9 protein-coding genes and 1 tRNA gene are annotated in these 15417 nt (G+C 62.0%); 5 read left to right on the forward strand and 5 right to left on the reverse strand.

The features are described from left to right. The first annotated feature begins 162 nt into the window (after positions 1-162). The 3 genes from gltB (at position 163) to pyk (ending at position 7775) form a co-directional block, all read left to right on the forward strand. On the forward strand, positions 163-4776 hold the full coding sequence (gene gltB, locus ACIQCM_RS00445; protein ID WP_400604091.1) for a glutamate synthase large subunit: 4614 nt from the start codon (positions 163-165) through the stop codon (positions 4774-4776). Continuing rightward, positions 4769-6226, forward strand: a complete 1458-nt coding sequence (locus ACIQCM_RS00450; protein WP_400604089.1) for a glutamate synthase subunit beta — start codon at positions 4769-4771, stop codon at positions 6224-6226. Before gltB ends, ACIQCM_RS00450 begins: the two co-directional genes overlap by 8 nt. 64 nt (positions 6227-6290) lie before the next feature. Next, positions 6291-7775: a pyruvate kinase gene (pyk, locus tag ACIQCM_RS00455; RefSeq protein ID WP_400604087.1), complete on the forward strand. Its 1485-nt coding sequence runs from the start codon at positions 6291-6293 to the stop codon at positions 7773-7775. Positions 7776-7847: 72 nt separating this feature from the next. Here pyk and ACIQCM_RS00460 read toward each other — a convergent pair whose 3' ends face one another. After that, positions 7848-8453, reverse strand: coding sequence for an ANTAR domain-containing response regulator (locus ACIQCM_RS00460; RefSeq protein ID WP_131134321.1), 606 nt, complete (start codon positions 8451-8453; stop codon positions 7848-7850). Positions 8454-8658: 205 nt separating this feature from the next. Between ACIQCM_RS00460 and ACIQCM_RS00465 the strand changes: the two genes are divergently transcribed. Further along, positions 8659-8740, forward strand: a tRNA-Leu gene (locus tag ACIQCM_RS00465). 647 nt (positions 8741-9387) lie between these two features. Here ACIQCM_RS00465 and ACIQCM_RS00470 read toward each other — a convergent pair. The 4 genes from ACIQCM_RS00470 to ACIQCM_RS00485 form a co-directional block, all read right to left on the reverse strand. Then, positions 9388-10506, reverse strand: coding sequence for a hypothetical protein (locus tag ACIQCM_RS00470; protein ID WP_400604085.1), 1119 nt, complete (start codon positions 10504-10506; stop codon positions 9388-9390). 56 nt (positions 10507-10562) lie between these two features. Then, positions 10563-11573, reverse strand: coding sequence for a nucleotide kinase domain-containing protein (locus ACIQCM_RS00475; RefSeq protein ID WP_400604084.1), 1011 nt, complete (start codon positions 11571-11573; stop codon positions 10563-10565). An 82-nt stretch (positions 11574-11655) separates the two neighbouring features. Further along, positions 11656-13158 carry a thymidylate synthase gene (locus tag ACIQCM_RS00480; protein ID WP_400604082.1) on the reverse strand — a complete coding sequence of 501 codons (1503 nt, stop codon included), beginning with the start codon at positions 13156-13158 and terminating at the stop codon, positions 11656-11658. Positions 13159-13397: 239 nt separating this feature from the next. Next, on the reverse strand, positions 13398-14420 hold the full coding sequence (locus ACIQCM_RS00485) for a hypothetical protein (protein WP_400604080.1): 1023 nt from the start codon (positions 14418-14420) through the stop codon (positions 13398-13400). A gap of 368 nt (positions 14421-14788) precedes the next feature. Between ACIQCM_RS00485 and ACIQCM_RS00490 the strand changes: the two genes are divergently transcribed. Beyond that, positions 14789-15385, forward strand: coding sequence for a dTMP kinase (locus ACIQCM_RS00490; RefSeq protein WP_400604079.1), 597 nt, complete (start codon positions 14789-14791; stop codon positions 15383-15385). Positions 15386-15417 lie beyond the last annotated feature (32 nt).

Raw genomic sequence — 15417 nt, forward strand, 5'->3', positions numbered from 1 at the left:
GGTGCGGCCCGGGGCAGGGGCCTGCGTAACTCTTCGTTCAGCAGGCCGAGCTGACCTACAATTTCCTGTAAATAACACTTTGTTGTGCCCATCACACGGGGCCCACGAGTGGGGCCAACGGTGTCCCTTCCATACGCACGATCAGGAGGAAGGACGTCTCCCATGACCCAAACTCTTCACACTCCCAGCTGGTCCGAACCGGATCAGCCTGAGGCTGCCATGTCGCCCTTCAAGCGCTTCGCGGCCCTCCCTGACGCGGGCGGACTGTACAACCCCGAGCAGGAAAAGGACGCCTGTGGGCTGGCGATCATCGCCACCCTGCGGGGCGAACCGGGCTACGACATCGTGGATGCGGCCCTGACCGCCCTGCGCAACCTTGAACACCGCGGCGCCGTGGGTGCTGATGAGGGAACGGGCGACGGCGCCGGCCTCCTCATGCAGATCCCGGACGAATTCTTCCGCGCCGTCACGGAGTTCGAACTGCCCGCCCCCGGCCAGTACGTGGCCGGCACGGCGTTCCTGCCCGCGGAACAGCGCGAAGCCGACGCCGCCCGCGCCGGCATCGAGGGCCTGGCCGCGGACGAGGGCCTGAAGGTCCTTGGCTGGCGCGAGGTGCCGGTCGTCGCCGACCTCGTCGGTGCCATGGCCCGAGCCTGCATGCCGTACTTCTCCCAGCCCTTCCTGGCATCGGCCACCGGCGAGGAGCTGGACCGGAACGAGCTCGACTCCCGCGCCTGGCGGATCCGCAAGCGGGCCCAGAACAAGTTCGGCGTCTACTTCCCCTCGCTGTCCTCGCGCACCATCGTGTACAAGGGCATGCTCACCACCGCCCAGCTGGAGCCGTTCTACCCGGACCTTTCGGACAAGCGGTTCAAGACCAAGCTGGCCATTGTCCACTCGCGTTTCTCCACGAACACGTTCCCGTCGTGGCCCCTGGCGCAGCCGTTCCGCACCATCGCGCACAACGGCGAAATCAACACCGTCAAGGGCAACCGGAACTGGATGCGGGCCCGCCAGTCCCAGCTTGCCAACCCGCTGCTGGGCGATTCCCCCGAAGAGCTCTACCCCATTTGCACCCCGGGCGCTTCCGACTCCGCCTCCTTCGACGAGGTCGCGGAGCTGCTGTGGCTGTCCGGCCGCCCCATCACGCACTCGATCATGATGATGATCCCCGAGGCGTGGGAAAACCACGCCACGATGGATCCCGCCCGCCGCGCGTTCTACGAATACCACTCCCTGCTGATGGAACCGTGGGACGGCCCCGCGGCGGTCTCCTTCACCGACGGCAACCTGGTTGGTGCCACCCTGGACCGCAACGGGCTCCGCCCTGGCCGCTACTGGATCACCGAGGACGGACTGATCGTCTTCGCCTCCGAGGTGGGCGTGATCGACGTCGAACCCGCCAAGGTAGTCAAGAAGGGCCGCGTCTCTCCCGGCAAGATGTTCCTGGTGGATACAGGGGCCGGCCGCATCATTGACGACGAAGAGGTTAAGGCAGAAGTCGCTGCGGCGAACCCGTGGGCCGAATGGGTCAAGGACAACCTGATCGACCTGAACGAGCTGCCCGAGCGCGAGCACGTGGTGCATACCGCTGCCTCCGTGAACATCCGCCAGCGCACGTTCGGGTACACCACCGAGGAACTGAAGATCCTTCTGGGCCCGATGGCCCGCACAGGTGCCGAGCCGTTGGGCGCCATGGGCTCCGACACCCCGGTGGCGGTGCTCTCCAAGCGGCCCCGCCTGCTTTTCGACTACTTTGTTCAGTCCTTTGCGCAGGTCACCAACCCGCCGCTGGATGCCATCCGCGAAGAGCTGGTCACCTCGCTGACGTGCGCCATCGGCCCCAACGGGAACCTGCTGGACACCAAGCAGGTCCGGCAGCCGCAGGTCCAGCTGCCGTTCCCGGTCATCAACAATGACCAGCTGGCCAAGATAGCCAACATCGAGGACGCCGACGGCAACCGCGTCGCCATGAAGGTCCGGGGCCTGTACCGTCCCGAGGGCGGCGAGAACGCCCTGCGCGCACGCCTTACCGAAATCTGCGAACAGGTTTCGGGCGCCATCAACCGCGGCGTGCAGTACGTGGTGCTGTCCGACCGCGACTCGAACGCACAGTGGGCGCCCATCCCGTCCCTGCTGCTGGTCAGCGCCGTGCACCACCACCTGCTCCGCAGCGCCAACCGCACCAAGACCGCGCTCGTGGTGGAGGCCGGCGACGTCCGCGAGACCCACCACGTGGCCGTGCTGATCGGCTACGGTGCCTCCGCCGTGAACCCGTACCTGGCCATGGAGTCCGTGGAACAGCTGATTGCGGCCGGCGACGTCACGGGCGTCACCCCGCAGGACGGCGTCTACAACCTCATCAAGGGCCTGGGCAAGGGCGTCCTGAAGATCATGTCCAAGATGGGCATCTCCACGGTGGCCTCCTACACCGGCGCCCAGACGTTTGAGGCGCTGGGCCTGGGCCAGGAACTGGTGGACGAATTCTTCGCCGGCACCCACTCCCAGCTGGGCGGCGTTGGCCTGGACGTCATCGCAGCCGAAGTTTCCGCTCGCCACCAGATGGCCTACCCGGAGGGCGGCATCGAACAGCCGCACCGTCCACTGCTGGGCGGCGGCGAGTACCAGTGGCGCCGCGACGGTGAGCCGCACCTGTTCAACCCCGAGACCGTTTTCCGGCTGCAGCATGCCACCCGCGAACGCCGCTACGACATCTTCAAGGCATACACCAAGGGCGTGGACGACCAGTCGCAGAACCTGATGACGCTCCGCGGGCTGCTGAAGTTCAAGAATGAGCGGCCTCCGGTTCCCCTTGAGGAAGTGGAGCCCGTCTCCAGCATTGTCAAGCGTTTCTCCACCGGCGCGATGAGCTACGGGTCCATCTCCAAGGAAGCCCACGAGACGCTGGCCATCGCCATGAACCGGCTGGGCGGCAAGTCCAACACCGGTGAGGGCGGCGAAGACGTGGAGCGCCTGCTCGATCCGGAGCGCCGTTCCGCGGTCAAGCAGATAGCGTCCGGCCGTTTCGGCGTGACCAGCCTGTACCTGACCAACGCGGATGACATCCAGATCAAGATGGCCCAGGGCGCCAAGCCCGGCGAAGGCGGCCAGCTGATGGCGCAGAAGGTCTACCCCTGGGTGGCCCGGACGCGTCACTCGACCCCCGGCGTCGGGCTCATTTCCCCTCCGCCGCACCACGACATCTACTCCATCGAGGACCTCGCCCAGCTGATTTACGACGCAAAGCGTGCCAATCCCTCGGCGCGCGTGCACGTGAAGCTGGTGTCCGAAGTGGGGATCGGCACCGTGGCGTCCGGCGTGACCAAGGCGAAGGCCGACGTCGTACTTGTCTCCGGGCACGACGGAGGCACCGGGGCATCCCCGCTGAACTCGCTCAAGCACGCCGGCGTTCCGTGGGAGCTCGGCCTGGCCGAGACGCAGCAGACCCTGATGCTCAATGGCCTGCGGGACCGCGTGGTGGTGCAGGTGGACGGGCAGCTCAAGACCGGCCGCGACGTTGTCATTGCCGCCCTGCTGGGCGGCGAGGAATTCGGCTTCGCCACGGCTCCGCTGGTGGTGGAAGGCTGCATCATGATGCGCGTGTGCCACCTGGACACCTGCCCAGTGGGCGTGGCGACGCAGAACCCCGAACTGCGCGCACGGTTTACCGGCAAGCCCGAATTCGTGGTCAACTTCTTCGAATTCCTGGCCGAGGAGGTCCGCGAAATCCTGGCGGAGCTTGGCTTCCGCAGTCTCGAAGAGGCCATCGGCCACGCAGAGGTGCTGGATACCCGCGAGGCAATCGACCACTGGAAGGCCGAAGGGCTGGACCTGGACCCGATCCTGCACGGCCTGGAGTTCGACGACGACGCCCCGCTGCGCAACCTGACAGGCCAGAACCACGAACTGGACAAGCACTTCGACCAGCGGCTGATCACCATGGCCGCCGAGGCGCTGACGGACCGCAGCCCCGTAAAGATCGCTGTTGACGTGATCAACACGGACCGCTCCGTGGGCACCATGCTGGGGCACGTCGTCACCAGGACCTTCGGGACCGATGTGCTGGCGACGGACACCATCGACGTCACGCTGAGCGGCACGGCGGGGCAGTCGCTGGGCGCGTTCCTGCCCGCCGGCATCACCCTGCGGCTCTACGGTGACTCCAACGACTACGTGGGCAAGGGCCTCTCCGGCGGCCGCATAGTGGTGCGCCCGGACCGGACCAACGTGTTCAAGGCCGAGGACAACGTCATCGCCGGCAACGTGATCGGCTACGGCGCAACCAGCGGCGAACTGTTCCTGCGCGGCCACGTGGGCGAACGCTTCCTTGTCCGCAACTCCGGCGCCACGGCAGTCGTCGAAGGCATCGGCGACCACGGTTGCGAGTACATGACGGGCGGCCAGACGCTGATCCTGGGCCGCACCGGCCGCAACTTCGGCGCCGGCATGTCCGGTGGAACCGCGTACGTCCTGGACCTGCGGACCACCCGTGTCAACAAGGAAGCCCTGCAGTCCGGCGAGCTCCAGCTCCTGGAGCTGGACGCAGAAGACCGCGACATCGTGCACGGCCTCCTGGTCAAGCACGTCGAAGAAACCGATTCCCAGCTGGCCGCCCGGCTCCTCGAGAACTTCGATGACACCGCTGCCCGCATTACCAAGGTGCTGCCGCGCGACTACGCGGCGGTGCTGCAAACCCGTCTCGACGCCATCGAAGAGGGCCTGGACCCCGACGGCGAAGAAGTATGGTCTCGAATCCTGGAGGTGACCGGTGGCTGATCCACGCGGATTTCTGAAAGTACGCCAGCGTGAAACCCAGCCACGCCGTCCCGTTCCCGTCCGCATCATGGACTGGAAGGAAGTCTACGAGGCACAGGAGAAGGGCACCCTCAAGGCCCAGGCGGGACGCTGCATGGACTGTGGTGTGCCGTTCTGCCACCAGGGCTGCCCGTTGGGCAACCTCATTCCCGAGTGGAACGACCTCATGTGGCGGGACAAGGGCGAGGAAGCGATCGAGCGGCTCCACGCCACCAACAATTTCCCCGAGTTCACCGGCCGGCTGTGCCCGGCACCCTGTGAAGCGTCCTGCGTGCTGGGGATCAACCAGCCCGCGGTGACCATCAAGCAGGTGGAGGTCTCGATCATCGACGAGGCGTGGGACAACAACTGGGTCCACCCGTTGCCGCCTGCCCGCCTGACCGGCAAGACCGTTGCCGTGGTGGGTTCCGGCCCTGCCGGCCTGGCCGTGGCGCAGCAGCTGACCCGGGTGGGCCACACCGTTGCGGTGTACGAGCGGGACGACAGGATCGGCGGCCTGCTCCGCTACGGCATCCCCGACTTCAAAATGGAGAAGGAGCAGGTGGACCGCCGTATCGAGCAGATGAAGGCGGAAGGCACCCGCTTCCGCACCGGCGTGAACGTGGGTACCGATGTGACGTGGGAGCAGCTGCGGAGGCGCTATGACGCCGTCGTGATCTGCACCGGCGCCACCGTGCCGCGCGACCTGCCCATCCCGGGCCGCGATCTGGAGGGTGTCCATTTCGCGATGGATTACCTGGTGCCGGCCAACCGCGCCGTGGCGGGGGAGACGGTGGAGAACCAGATCCACGCGCAGGGGAAGCACGTTGTCATCCTTGGCGGCGGCGACACAGGCGCGGACTGCCTGGGCACTGCACACCGCCACGGTGCGGCATCGGTGACCACCCTGGCCATTGGCAAGCAGCCGCCGGCTGAGCGTGCCAGCCACCAGCCGTGGCCGACGTTCCCCACGCTTTTTGAGGTGGCCAGCGCGCACGAGGAGGGCGGCGAGCGGACGTACCTTGCGTCCACCGTCGAGTTCGTGGGCGAGAATGGCAGGCTCACCGGCGTGAAGGTGGCCGAGACGGAGTTTGTGGACGGCAAGCGCCTGCCCAAGGCCGGAACCGAGCGGGTCATTCCGGCGGACCTGGTGTTCCTGTCCCTGGGGTTCACCGGGGCCGAGCCGGCGGGCATCACCGAACAGGTGCACGCCGAATTCGATGGCCGCGGCAACGTGTCCCGCGACGGGTACTACATGACGAACACCGAGGGCGTGTTCGTGGCAGGCGACGCCGGCCGCGGCCAGTCGCTCATCGTCTGGGCCATCGCGGAAGGCCGCGCCGCTGCCGCTGCCGTGGACCAGTACCTGATGGGCACAACGATCCTGCCCGCGCCGGTCGCTCCGACGGACCGGGCCATCGCCGTCCTGTAACGGTGCACCGGGGGTTCACCTGCACGACAACTTAACCAATGCAAGAGACCAATAGGGTAGGTATATGAGACGCGCAAAAATTGTGGCCACATTCGGCCCGGCAATTGCCAGCTACGAAAACACCCTCGCAGTGCTGGAAGCAGGTGTTGACGTCGCGCGCATGAACATGAGCCACGGCGACTACTCCGTGCATGACAACACCTATGAGAACGTGCGCAAGGCAGCAGCTGACCTGGGCAAGGCAGTGGCCATCATGGCCGACCTGCAGGGCCCCAAGATCCGCCTGGGCCGTTTCGTGGACGGTCCGCACGCCCTCGCCGTGGGTGACACTTTCACCATCACCACCGAGGACGTTCCCGGCACCAAGGACATTTGTTCCACCACGCTGAAGAGCCTCACCGAGGACGTCAACGTTGGCGACGCCCTGCTGATCGACGACGGCAAGGTGGCCCTGCGCGCCATCGAGGTTGATGACGTCAAGGTTGTCGCTCAAGTGACTGTGGGCGGCATGGTGTCCAATAACAAGGGCATCAACCTCCCGGGCGTGGCCGTGAATGTTCCGGCGCTGAGCGAGAAGGATGAGGACGACCTCCGCTGGGCCATGCGCCGCGGCGTGGACCTGGTCGCGCTGTCCTTCGTCCGTGACGCCTCGGACATTGTCCGCGTGCACGAGATCATGGACGAGGAAGGCCGCCGGGTTCCGGTGATCGCCAAGATCGAGAAGCCGCAGGCAGTGGACCAGCTGCATGAGATCGTCGACGCGTTTGACGCGATTATGGTGGCCCGTGGCGACCTGGGCGTGGAGCTTCCGCTGGAGGAAGTGCCGATCGTGCAGAAGCGCGCCATCGAGCTGGCCCGCCGCTGGGCCAAGCCGGTCATCGTCGCCACGCAGGTTCTGGAATCCATGATCGACAACCCGCGCCCCACGCGTGCTGAGGCTTCGGACTGCGCCAACGCGGTGCTGGACGGTGCGGATGCAGTCATGCTCTCGGGTGAGACCAGTGTGGGCAAGTACCCCATCGAGACGGTCAAGACGATGGCGCGCATCATCGAATCCACCGAGGAGCACGGCCTGGAGCGCGTCCCTCCGCTGGGGACGAAGCCCAAGACCCGCGGTGGCGCGATCACCCGTGCCGCCGTCGAAATCGCCGACCAGCTGGACGCGAAGTACATCTGTGCATTCACGCAGTCCGGCGACTCCGCACGCCGCCTGTCCCGCCTCCGGCCGGTCAAGCCGGTCTTCGCGTTCACCCCGGTGGAGCAGGTCTGGAACCAGCTGGCCCTGACCTGGGGCATCCAGCCGGTGCTGGTGCAGATGGTGGACCACACCGATGAGATGACGGCGCAGGTTGACCGCAGCCTGGAGGAAATGGGACTGGTGGAAGACGGCGACCTGGTGGTTATCGCCGCCGGTTCCCCTCCCGGAAAGGCCGGTTCCACCAACTCGCTGAAGGTCCACAAGGTGGGCGACCTCGCCGACTCCACCCGCGGCGAGTCCGCTGCGGCGCGCGAGAAGCTCGGCCCGTGGCCGGAAAAGAAGAAGAAGTAGGCCTTAGACAGGAACGAAAAGGGAGGGTTCCCGCCGTTTGGCGGGAACCCTCCCTTTTGCTGTCAGGGCCCGTCAGTTGACCTGGTTGATGATGGTCTCGGCGACCTCGCGCATGCTCAGGCGGCGGTCCATGGAGGTCTTCTGGATCCAGCGGAAGGCCTCGGGCTCGGTGAGGCCCATCTTGGTGGTGAGGAGGCTCTTGGCACGCTCGACGAGCTTGCGGGTGGCGAACTGCTCCTGCAGGTCCGAGACTTCGCTTTCGAGGGCCTTGATTTCCTCGTGGCGGGACAGGGCGATTTCCAGGGCGGGGATGAGGTCCGCCGGCGTGAAGGGCTTGACCACGTAGGCCATGGCGCCGGCGTCCCGGGCACGCTCCACGAGTTCTTTCTGGCTGAACGCGGTCAGCAGGACCACGGGGGCGATGCGGGCCTTGACGATCTTCTCCGCAGCGGAGATCCCGTCCATTACCGGCATCTTGACGTCCATCAGGACCAGGTCCGGCTTCAGTTCTTCGGCGAGCTGGACGGCCTTCTCGCCGTTGTCCGCCTCGCCGACCACCTCGTACCCTTCACCGCGCAGGATCTCGATGATGTCGAGGCGGATGAGGGTTTCATCCTCGGCAACGATGACGCGGCGCGCCGGCTGGGACGTGGGTTTTGACTCCGTCTGTTCAGTCACGGGATCTCCTTGGAAAAGGTACGGCGGGACAGCTCCATCTTAGGTGCCGCGCCCGGCTGTACTTGGCCTGCATGGTCGATTGCGGCGTCAGCGGCGCGATTCTGGAATTCAGCCTATCTGCATGTAGAGTAATTGCGCGTACGTGAAGCGATCGCGTTCCTCACAGTAAGCTGTGGGCGTACTTCCTCGCCTCCCGTAAATCCGCGCCCGAGTGGCGGAATTGGCAGACGCGCCGCACTCAAAATGCGGTATCGAAAGGTGTGTGGGTTCGAGTCCCACCTCGGGCACAGTGTTTCCGCAGGTCAGGAGCTTTTTGTCTTTTTGCTGTTGACAAAGCTTGACATCTCAGAGTTTTCCTGTTTCGTCACTCGTCAAGACAACGGAATGGCGGGGGTAGTATTCACAGCCCATAGCCGCTAGTAACGGGCCAGGTCGCATGCAACTTGAGGGCTGAACATGAGGCAATTTCGATCGTTATGAGTGCAGCAGGGGCTTTCGTCCTAGGCAACGAAACGTCGATACCGTTTCCTCGGGTTGCAATAGGCACCCCCTGATGCGTTCTGAAGCGGTGACAGAAGCTACGTACAGCGACCCACCTGGACATCGTCGTTATGGCGATACCAGTCGATGAGCCCTTCGTAGCCTGGGTGCCGGAACTACTGGTGGTGGACGACGACGAAGGTTTGCAGCAACCCGTCACACTCGGCCTGTGTCACCTTGAAGAAGGAGGTCCCTTTGGCGGAGCTTGGGACGGTTCTATTTCTGGCAAGCACGGGCCATCCTAGTCTCCTTCGCTTGGACGGCCGGGGACCCAAGGCTAAGCACAAGAATTAACACGGAATTGCTCGGCAACGGAGACTGGACGGCGGCATGAGGCCGCCAGTACATCCGCCCGCGACGGCCGATTCAATCGCAGCTCGTGTACGCTGTTCCACTACGGCTGATTGTCGATGAGGCGATTCGTCAGTTCCACGGTTGAAAGGTAGTTCCAGAAGATCCAGTCCTGGAATTCTTCGCCATATGCCTCGTATTGCCTTCCGTCCCTGTGTCGGAGGTCGAATTTGTTGGCGAGGCGGAACAGTTGGTCGGCGTCCCCGTTTAGAAGACTCTTTCTCACGAGCCTTTCCCGTGCTTCGAAGACACGGGCCAGGGCAACGCATGCGCTCCTCTTGTCTTCCCGTGTCGCACCTCTTTTTCGGAACAACGCAATTGCGTGTTCGACGTCATTCGTTGTGGTCGGATCCGTTGTTACAGGGGCAGCCTCAAGGAGCTCTCGGCGCGGGTCATCGAAGTTGCGAACGAGGCGTCCTCTGTCCTCGCCTTCTTCAGCGAGCCTGTAGGGGCTGCTGGACTCTTCAAGTAGTTGATTGACCTTCCACCGGTAGATTGCCTGCCCAGTTGCGAGGGATCCTTCGAGGTAATGTCCTCGGCACCCGTTGAAGTCATGACTCGTTCTAAGACGGGGTCTTGCAGCTAGGTCGTGGAGAACTTCGACGAGGGAGTAAAAGACGTTATCGTCTCTGTAGTCTGCCAGAATGTGCCTGGGCGGCCACAGGTTGCTTATGTGCAGGCGCCGCGTGATAGCCCTGGAGAGAGCAGCATTTACATCAGCAGAACTGTCTCCATCAGGACATTCGTAGCCGGCGACTTTGGCAAAATACCCTCTGGCGAAGAGTTCCGAAACGAGAATGATCCAATCGTTCTTGAAGGAACGGTTCTGGGGGTGTTGCTCGACGCTGGTGGGTGCATTGCGGCTAGACCAGTAAGGTGTTGGGCGGGATCTGTCTGCTAGCCGTGGCCCATGCTTAACGAGGTCGCGGAGATGGGTACGTTGGGCGGCGTCTCGCGGGTTGGAGAACAAGGATAGCCCGGCCCCATAGACGCTGTTGAAATCGTCGCAGGGTTCCCTCCCGGCAAAGGCTTCCTGTAGCAGCAAGGATCCATGTTCGCCGATCGCACCCGGCAACGAGGCGATCGCTGTAGCTTCGGCACCGAAAATGTGATGCGGCCAAACCAATTCGTAATCCGGGCTGATGTTGTCGAGATCAAGCATCTTTCAACACTATCGGGCAGGATGATATTGAGTTGCCCGGCCACGCGAGTTCGTGCCTATGCAAAAGCCAGCTGCTTTTCGTTCGTCTTTCCGAGAACGGGGTGCGACGGGAGGGCATGGTTGATTCCCCATTTGGGCGGGAAAAACAGCGTTAGAGGCTCCGTTGACTCGGAGTACTTGGACTTGATTCTGGTTCTGGCGCTGGTCAGACCGGGCATAGCCTCGCGGCAATACTTGTCGGTCTCGCAGAAGAGATTTTGAGCATCGATGGCCTGAATCGGACGCCCCCAAAGTCCGGTGAAGTCCAGCTCCAGTCGTTTGAATGCTTTGTCCTGATTGTCTACCATCCACATGACAACTTCGCTGGGGGAGAGCCCGTTGGTGTCGTAAAAGACTTTCTTGATTCCACGAAGTGCGCCGGGGCCCGGCTGCGTAAAGTCATTTTCCGAGAAGTTCACAAGGTTGGAATAGTTGAGGTCGATAGCAGTTTGATACGACATGAAGTCGCCCATTAACGGGTAGGCGTGCAGTAGATTGTAGATTGCCTTCAGCGACGGAGCCGCCAGGATCTCATCCGCAAGACGGGTCTGCACAAACATGTCTTTGAACAGTTCAACGTGATTCAAATGTTTGAGCCCACGACCGTACGCGTTAGTGGCACAGAGGATGAAAGCACCCGTGTAAAGTCCACCATTTGCTGTTTTTGATTGTTCGAGGGCTAGTTCGAAACGGCCGGTTCGAAGGTCATCCACTCGCGGATTGCGACCGAGGAACGCGCACAGTGAGTCCCAGGTGCGGGTGTTGCTGAACGTGCGGAAAGCGACGATCTGAAAGATGCGGTCCGCGGGGGCGTTCACTTCGTCTGAGTAGCAGACGTTCCTGATCAGGTACTGGCTGACTCTGTCCGCGGCCCGATAGACGTTGCAGAACTTGTAAGTCCGGAGAATGGCGTCCTGGGTCCAGGGGCCGGGTTTACCCTCGACACGGGCCTCGAAAATGCGCTGGCGTTCAAAGGCAAATTTCCAGTAGATATCATGAACTTCGGGGCGAGGTCTGGGGTGCTTCATTGTATTCTTTCCTTCGCTCATGATTGCCTGGGCGTCTCGTTTCGACGCCAAAGCTACGTCAAGGGTAGAACACCTTTTCCTTTTAGCTGGGCGCCGTGCTGATCTCTCGTGTGAGGTGTCTTGTCTGTACCGGGTGTTGCTGGCATAGGGCGAGCAGCAGGTGCCTTGCGCGCACTGAGAGTTTTTCGAGAGCGGTTAGATCGGATGCATGATCCTTATCAGTCCATTGGTAGCCGCGCTCAAGGAAGCCTTCTTCCTGCAGCGCATCCAGTGCCGTCCGCAGGTTTTCTGGGTGCGCTGCCTGCCGCGGTGTTGCTGATCCGGGGCGGTCTTTTGCCGGAGTGTCACCGGCATTTTGATGGACATTTGTAGGGTCCAGTTGGCTGGACTCCTTCAATTTTCGGGTAAGCGTGATGACGTCCGCTGCTGCTTCGAAGAGTTCAAACACCGCACTGGATTCCGCCAGCTGCAACCGATTTGTGGCATTCGTCAAGAGTCTTCGCGTGGACGACCGGCAGTTGGGGCTGCCGCCGGCTGTAGTCGGTGGGGTGCGTCGGTTAAGGTACTCGTTAAGTTCGTTCTCGGTCAGCGGCGTGACCGTGATGCGTTCGGTGTCGCCCTGGGGTGCCGGGGTCATGGCTTTCCATTCGAAGTACGTTAGTCCGGCTTCTGCCATGACCGAGTCGGTGACTTCGGCGAGGAGGGCTCGGGCTTCGGCAGTCCTGCCTGCGTGGAACGCCCAGTAGGCCTTCAGCATCGCCAGAAAGTCGTCAAGGAGTGGATCGCCGCTGCTGGTGCGTCCGGTGCCTGAAAGGCTGCCAGTGCGTATTTCCTTTTCCAGATGGAACCACAGTTGAAGGCATTGGGGGAGGTCGTCGAAGGAGGTCTGGAACCGGCTCGTGGCGGGGGTCAACCTGTACGGGTCGTGGAAATGTGGGGCGGAGAGGATCTCAGATGCCCTGTTGAAATGCCTTGCGTAGAGGTGCAAGGAGGAGATGAAGAACGTTGCGGTGCCAACCTTCTTCCCTAGCCAGTGGGCGACCATTTCCTGGAGGACGCTCCACTCGAAGGTGTTGATGCCGGAGAACCCCCACATGAGGTCATTGCTGCGGACGGTGATGCTCATGTTGAGATATCCGTCCCGCACCGTGAAGTGGAGCCAGTTGGTGCAGGGGATGTCGTTGCTCTCTTGGTAGTCCTGCTCCGGGTCGAAGAGGGACATTACTGCGCGCCGTGATGATTCCGACGTGGATAGTAGCTTCAGGACCTCCGCGACTTGATCGACGGTGCCCTTCCAGGAGCGCAGGCGTGGGCCGTAGCCCGCCCGCCAGGTCACCCCGCCGTCGTCGGAGAAGTCTGCGGACCTGGGCAGGTAATGGGAGAGGAAGTCGAGATCATTTCGTCCTGCCATGACCCAGACGGTTTCCGCGATGGTGGCGAAGATGTTGTTACGCCGGTTTGGGACAATTACGCAACGTTCGAGGGGATTTTCGAGGATCACTGTTTGGTGGCATAGTTCCCGCGTTAGTGAACCACGAACCTCGGATTCCTCGCCGTGGACAGCAATGTCGGCGAGCTTAGTCATGAACGCCTGTGTTGCGTTTCTGTATCGCATTCCTACTCCAGGAAAATGGTACGGCAGAGGCTGGTTCCCTTGCTTGGACGCAGCAGGGGTCCTGGCGAGCCATTGTCCCCGTTTGGGATATTTTACGGTCCTTTCCTGCACTTTTTGTTCAGGGCAAGTTGGTGCTTATAGAAGTGGTGCGAATCAGTATTGCTGGGGTTCTTCGCGCGCTGCCGGTGCATGGCCGGGATGAGATGCGGTCACAGGTCGCGGAACCGGAAGAGAACACCATCGAGCCCAACCGATGTGGAGTTGCTGGAGTAGGACTCGAACTTCGGTGCCAAACGCTCGACAAGCGGTGCGAGATCAGAGCTAAGGGTGTCAAGGACGTCAAAATTTCCCGGACGGTACCCGCTTTCTTCGAAGGCGGCCAAAATGGGTGCGGGAATTTCGACTTCGACGATGTCGTCTTCCGTTGAGAACTTCACACGACCGTTCTGGGCTTCTTCACGACGGGCATTAGGATCGTAGGCGAGGTCGATAATTCGTGCGTAGTGGGCGGCGATGACCAGCGACCTGGGTACGGCAAAAGACGCACCGGTCGAGGGAGGGTCGGCCACGTGAGAGACCCATGCGTCGTTATTGTCGAAGTAGGCAAGGGACGCTAGAGACAGGGCAAGGGGGACGCCCTGCACGACGGGAAGTTTTTGTGCCTGGCCCTTAGCGTCCGAAACTACTTTGCTGCTAAAGCCCCCGGACCTTCCTTTGGCTTCGATAGATACCGCCATTGTTCCCGCTGCGTCAACGCCGAGAAGGTCAGGGCGGCTCTTTCTGCGCAGTTGGATGTTCAGGGCTGTCATCACAAGATCAAGGTGGGCTGTATACGCAATGCCCAGTGTTTTCTCGGCGATGACGGTGGCCTGGGTCATTCCGAGGAAGTAGCTGACCGCGGATTTCTCAGACGGGTCGAGGCGGTCGTACGCGGGGGACCGGTAGATGGCGGACCTGGTCACAGACAGATTTGCTGCCACAAGGTGAGACCGCCATGTTAACTGCGGGAATGTGAGCGGCAGCAACTGGATTTGCCCTCTGCTTGTCGCCGAAATGACCTGCAGCGGGCTGGCACCATACGTCATGGCAGCCCGGCGGATGTCTGCGGGTGTTAGTTGTAGGGCGCCGCTGGCGTCAGTCAGTCCCGCAGTTGTCGCACGTCGTTGAAATGACGCAGGGAATGCAGAATATCCGCCCGGAAAACTGGTGAGATGTACGCGAATATTGGTCATGAATTCCCCTTGGGCTGGTTAAGCTTTGTTGGTTGCCGGGAGCTGCATGACGTGCCTTCTTCCGGAACAGCAAAGATAACCGCGAAGCCCCCAGATAGAAGTGTAAGGGGGACGTCGCCTGTTCCCTATCCCAAAGAGCCACGTAGGCAAAAATACAAAAACAAAGCAGGAAAATCATCGTGTGGCGGCAAGCAGAAGGTTTCAGTGCCGGGTCTCTACCGGGCTTGTGAACCTAGGCTGAAGAAAGTTTCGGACGCGGACGGCTTTGTGCCACCCGAAGGAAACTACAAAGCCTGCTCCGGGAATATGATGAACAGCACAGCGGTGAAGCCGAAGAGCTAAGGAACTTCAGAAACAACGGGGGATACGTGGATAACATTTTCAGCATCAAGCGCGGCTCTTTGGTCGTCTTCGAGGGCCTTGATAAGGCGGGTAAATCGACTCAGGTTGATCGTTTCAAAGCGCTTGCCTGGGAGCATCCTGCCCCCCAGTTTGCGCACATGCCGTCGGGCCTGACTTCGTTGACGGGCGCTGTTTACGAGCTGTTGGAGAACGTGAAGCCAGAATCGCAGTTGGCCCGGCAACTCCTGCACCTCGCCTGCCATGCGGAGAACGTTCCCGAAATCATCCGGCAGCGTCAGGACAGCGCTGTCATTTTGGATCGTTTCTGGTGGTCCACTGTCGCCTATGGGTGGCATGGCGGACGGATAGGTGAATCTGGCCTGGAGTGGTCTGCGTTCATGAATCTTGTTGATGCCATTTGGGGGCAGCTTGCGCCGGATCTTGTTTTTCTGTTCATCAATGCCTACGACGATGACAGCAACAACAACGATCAGGTGGAGCAGGGATACCGTGCCCTGGCGAAGGAGTTTGAGGAGCGCACCGTGCTTGTTCCGCGCCTGGCCAAGGAGCAGACGACCAGATTTATCGTCGACGAGCTGACCCGTAGGGGAATCGCCGCCTGATTTGGGTTGACCCCTTGACGGCAATGTCGGAT

Origin of the sequence: Pseudarthrobacter sp. NPDC092439, assembly GCF_044754945.1 — a bacterium.
In the GTDB taxonomy this organism is placed as follows: Bacteria; Actinomycetota; Actinomycetes; order Actinomycetales; family Micrococcaceae; genus Arthrobacter.

Coding starts and splice junctions, on each gene's coding strand:
- gltB (WP_400604091.1), top strand. CDS start 163: ATGACCCAAACTCTTCACACTCCCAGCTGGTCCGAACCGGATCAGCCT.
- pyk (WP_400604087.1), top strand. CDS start 6,291: ATGAGACGCGCAAAAATTGTGGCCACATTCGGCCCGGCAATTGCCAGC.
- ACIQCM_RS00470 (WP_400604085.1), bottom strand. CDS start 10,506: ATGCTTGATCTCGACAACATCAGCCCGGATTACGAATTGGTTTGGCCG.
- ACIQCM_RS00475 (WP_400604084.1), bottom strand. CDS start 11,573: ATGAAGCACCCCAGACCTCGCCCCGAAGTTCATGATATCTACTGGAAA.
- ACIQCM_RS00480 (WP_400604082.1), bottom strand. CDS start 13,158: ATGACTAAGCTCGCCGACATTGCTGTCCACGGCGAGGAATCCGAGGTT.
- ACIQCM_RS00485 (WP_400604080.1), bottom strand. CDS start 14,420: ATGACCAATATTCGCGTACATCTCACCAGTTTTCCGGGCGGATATTCT.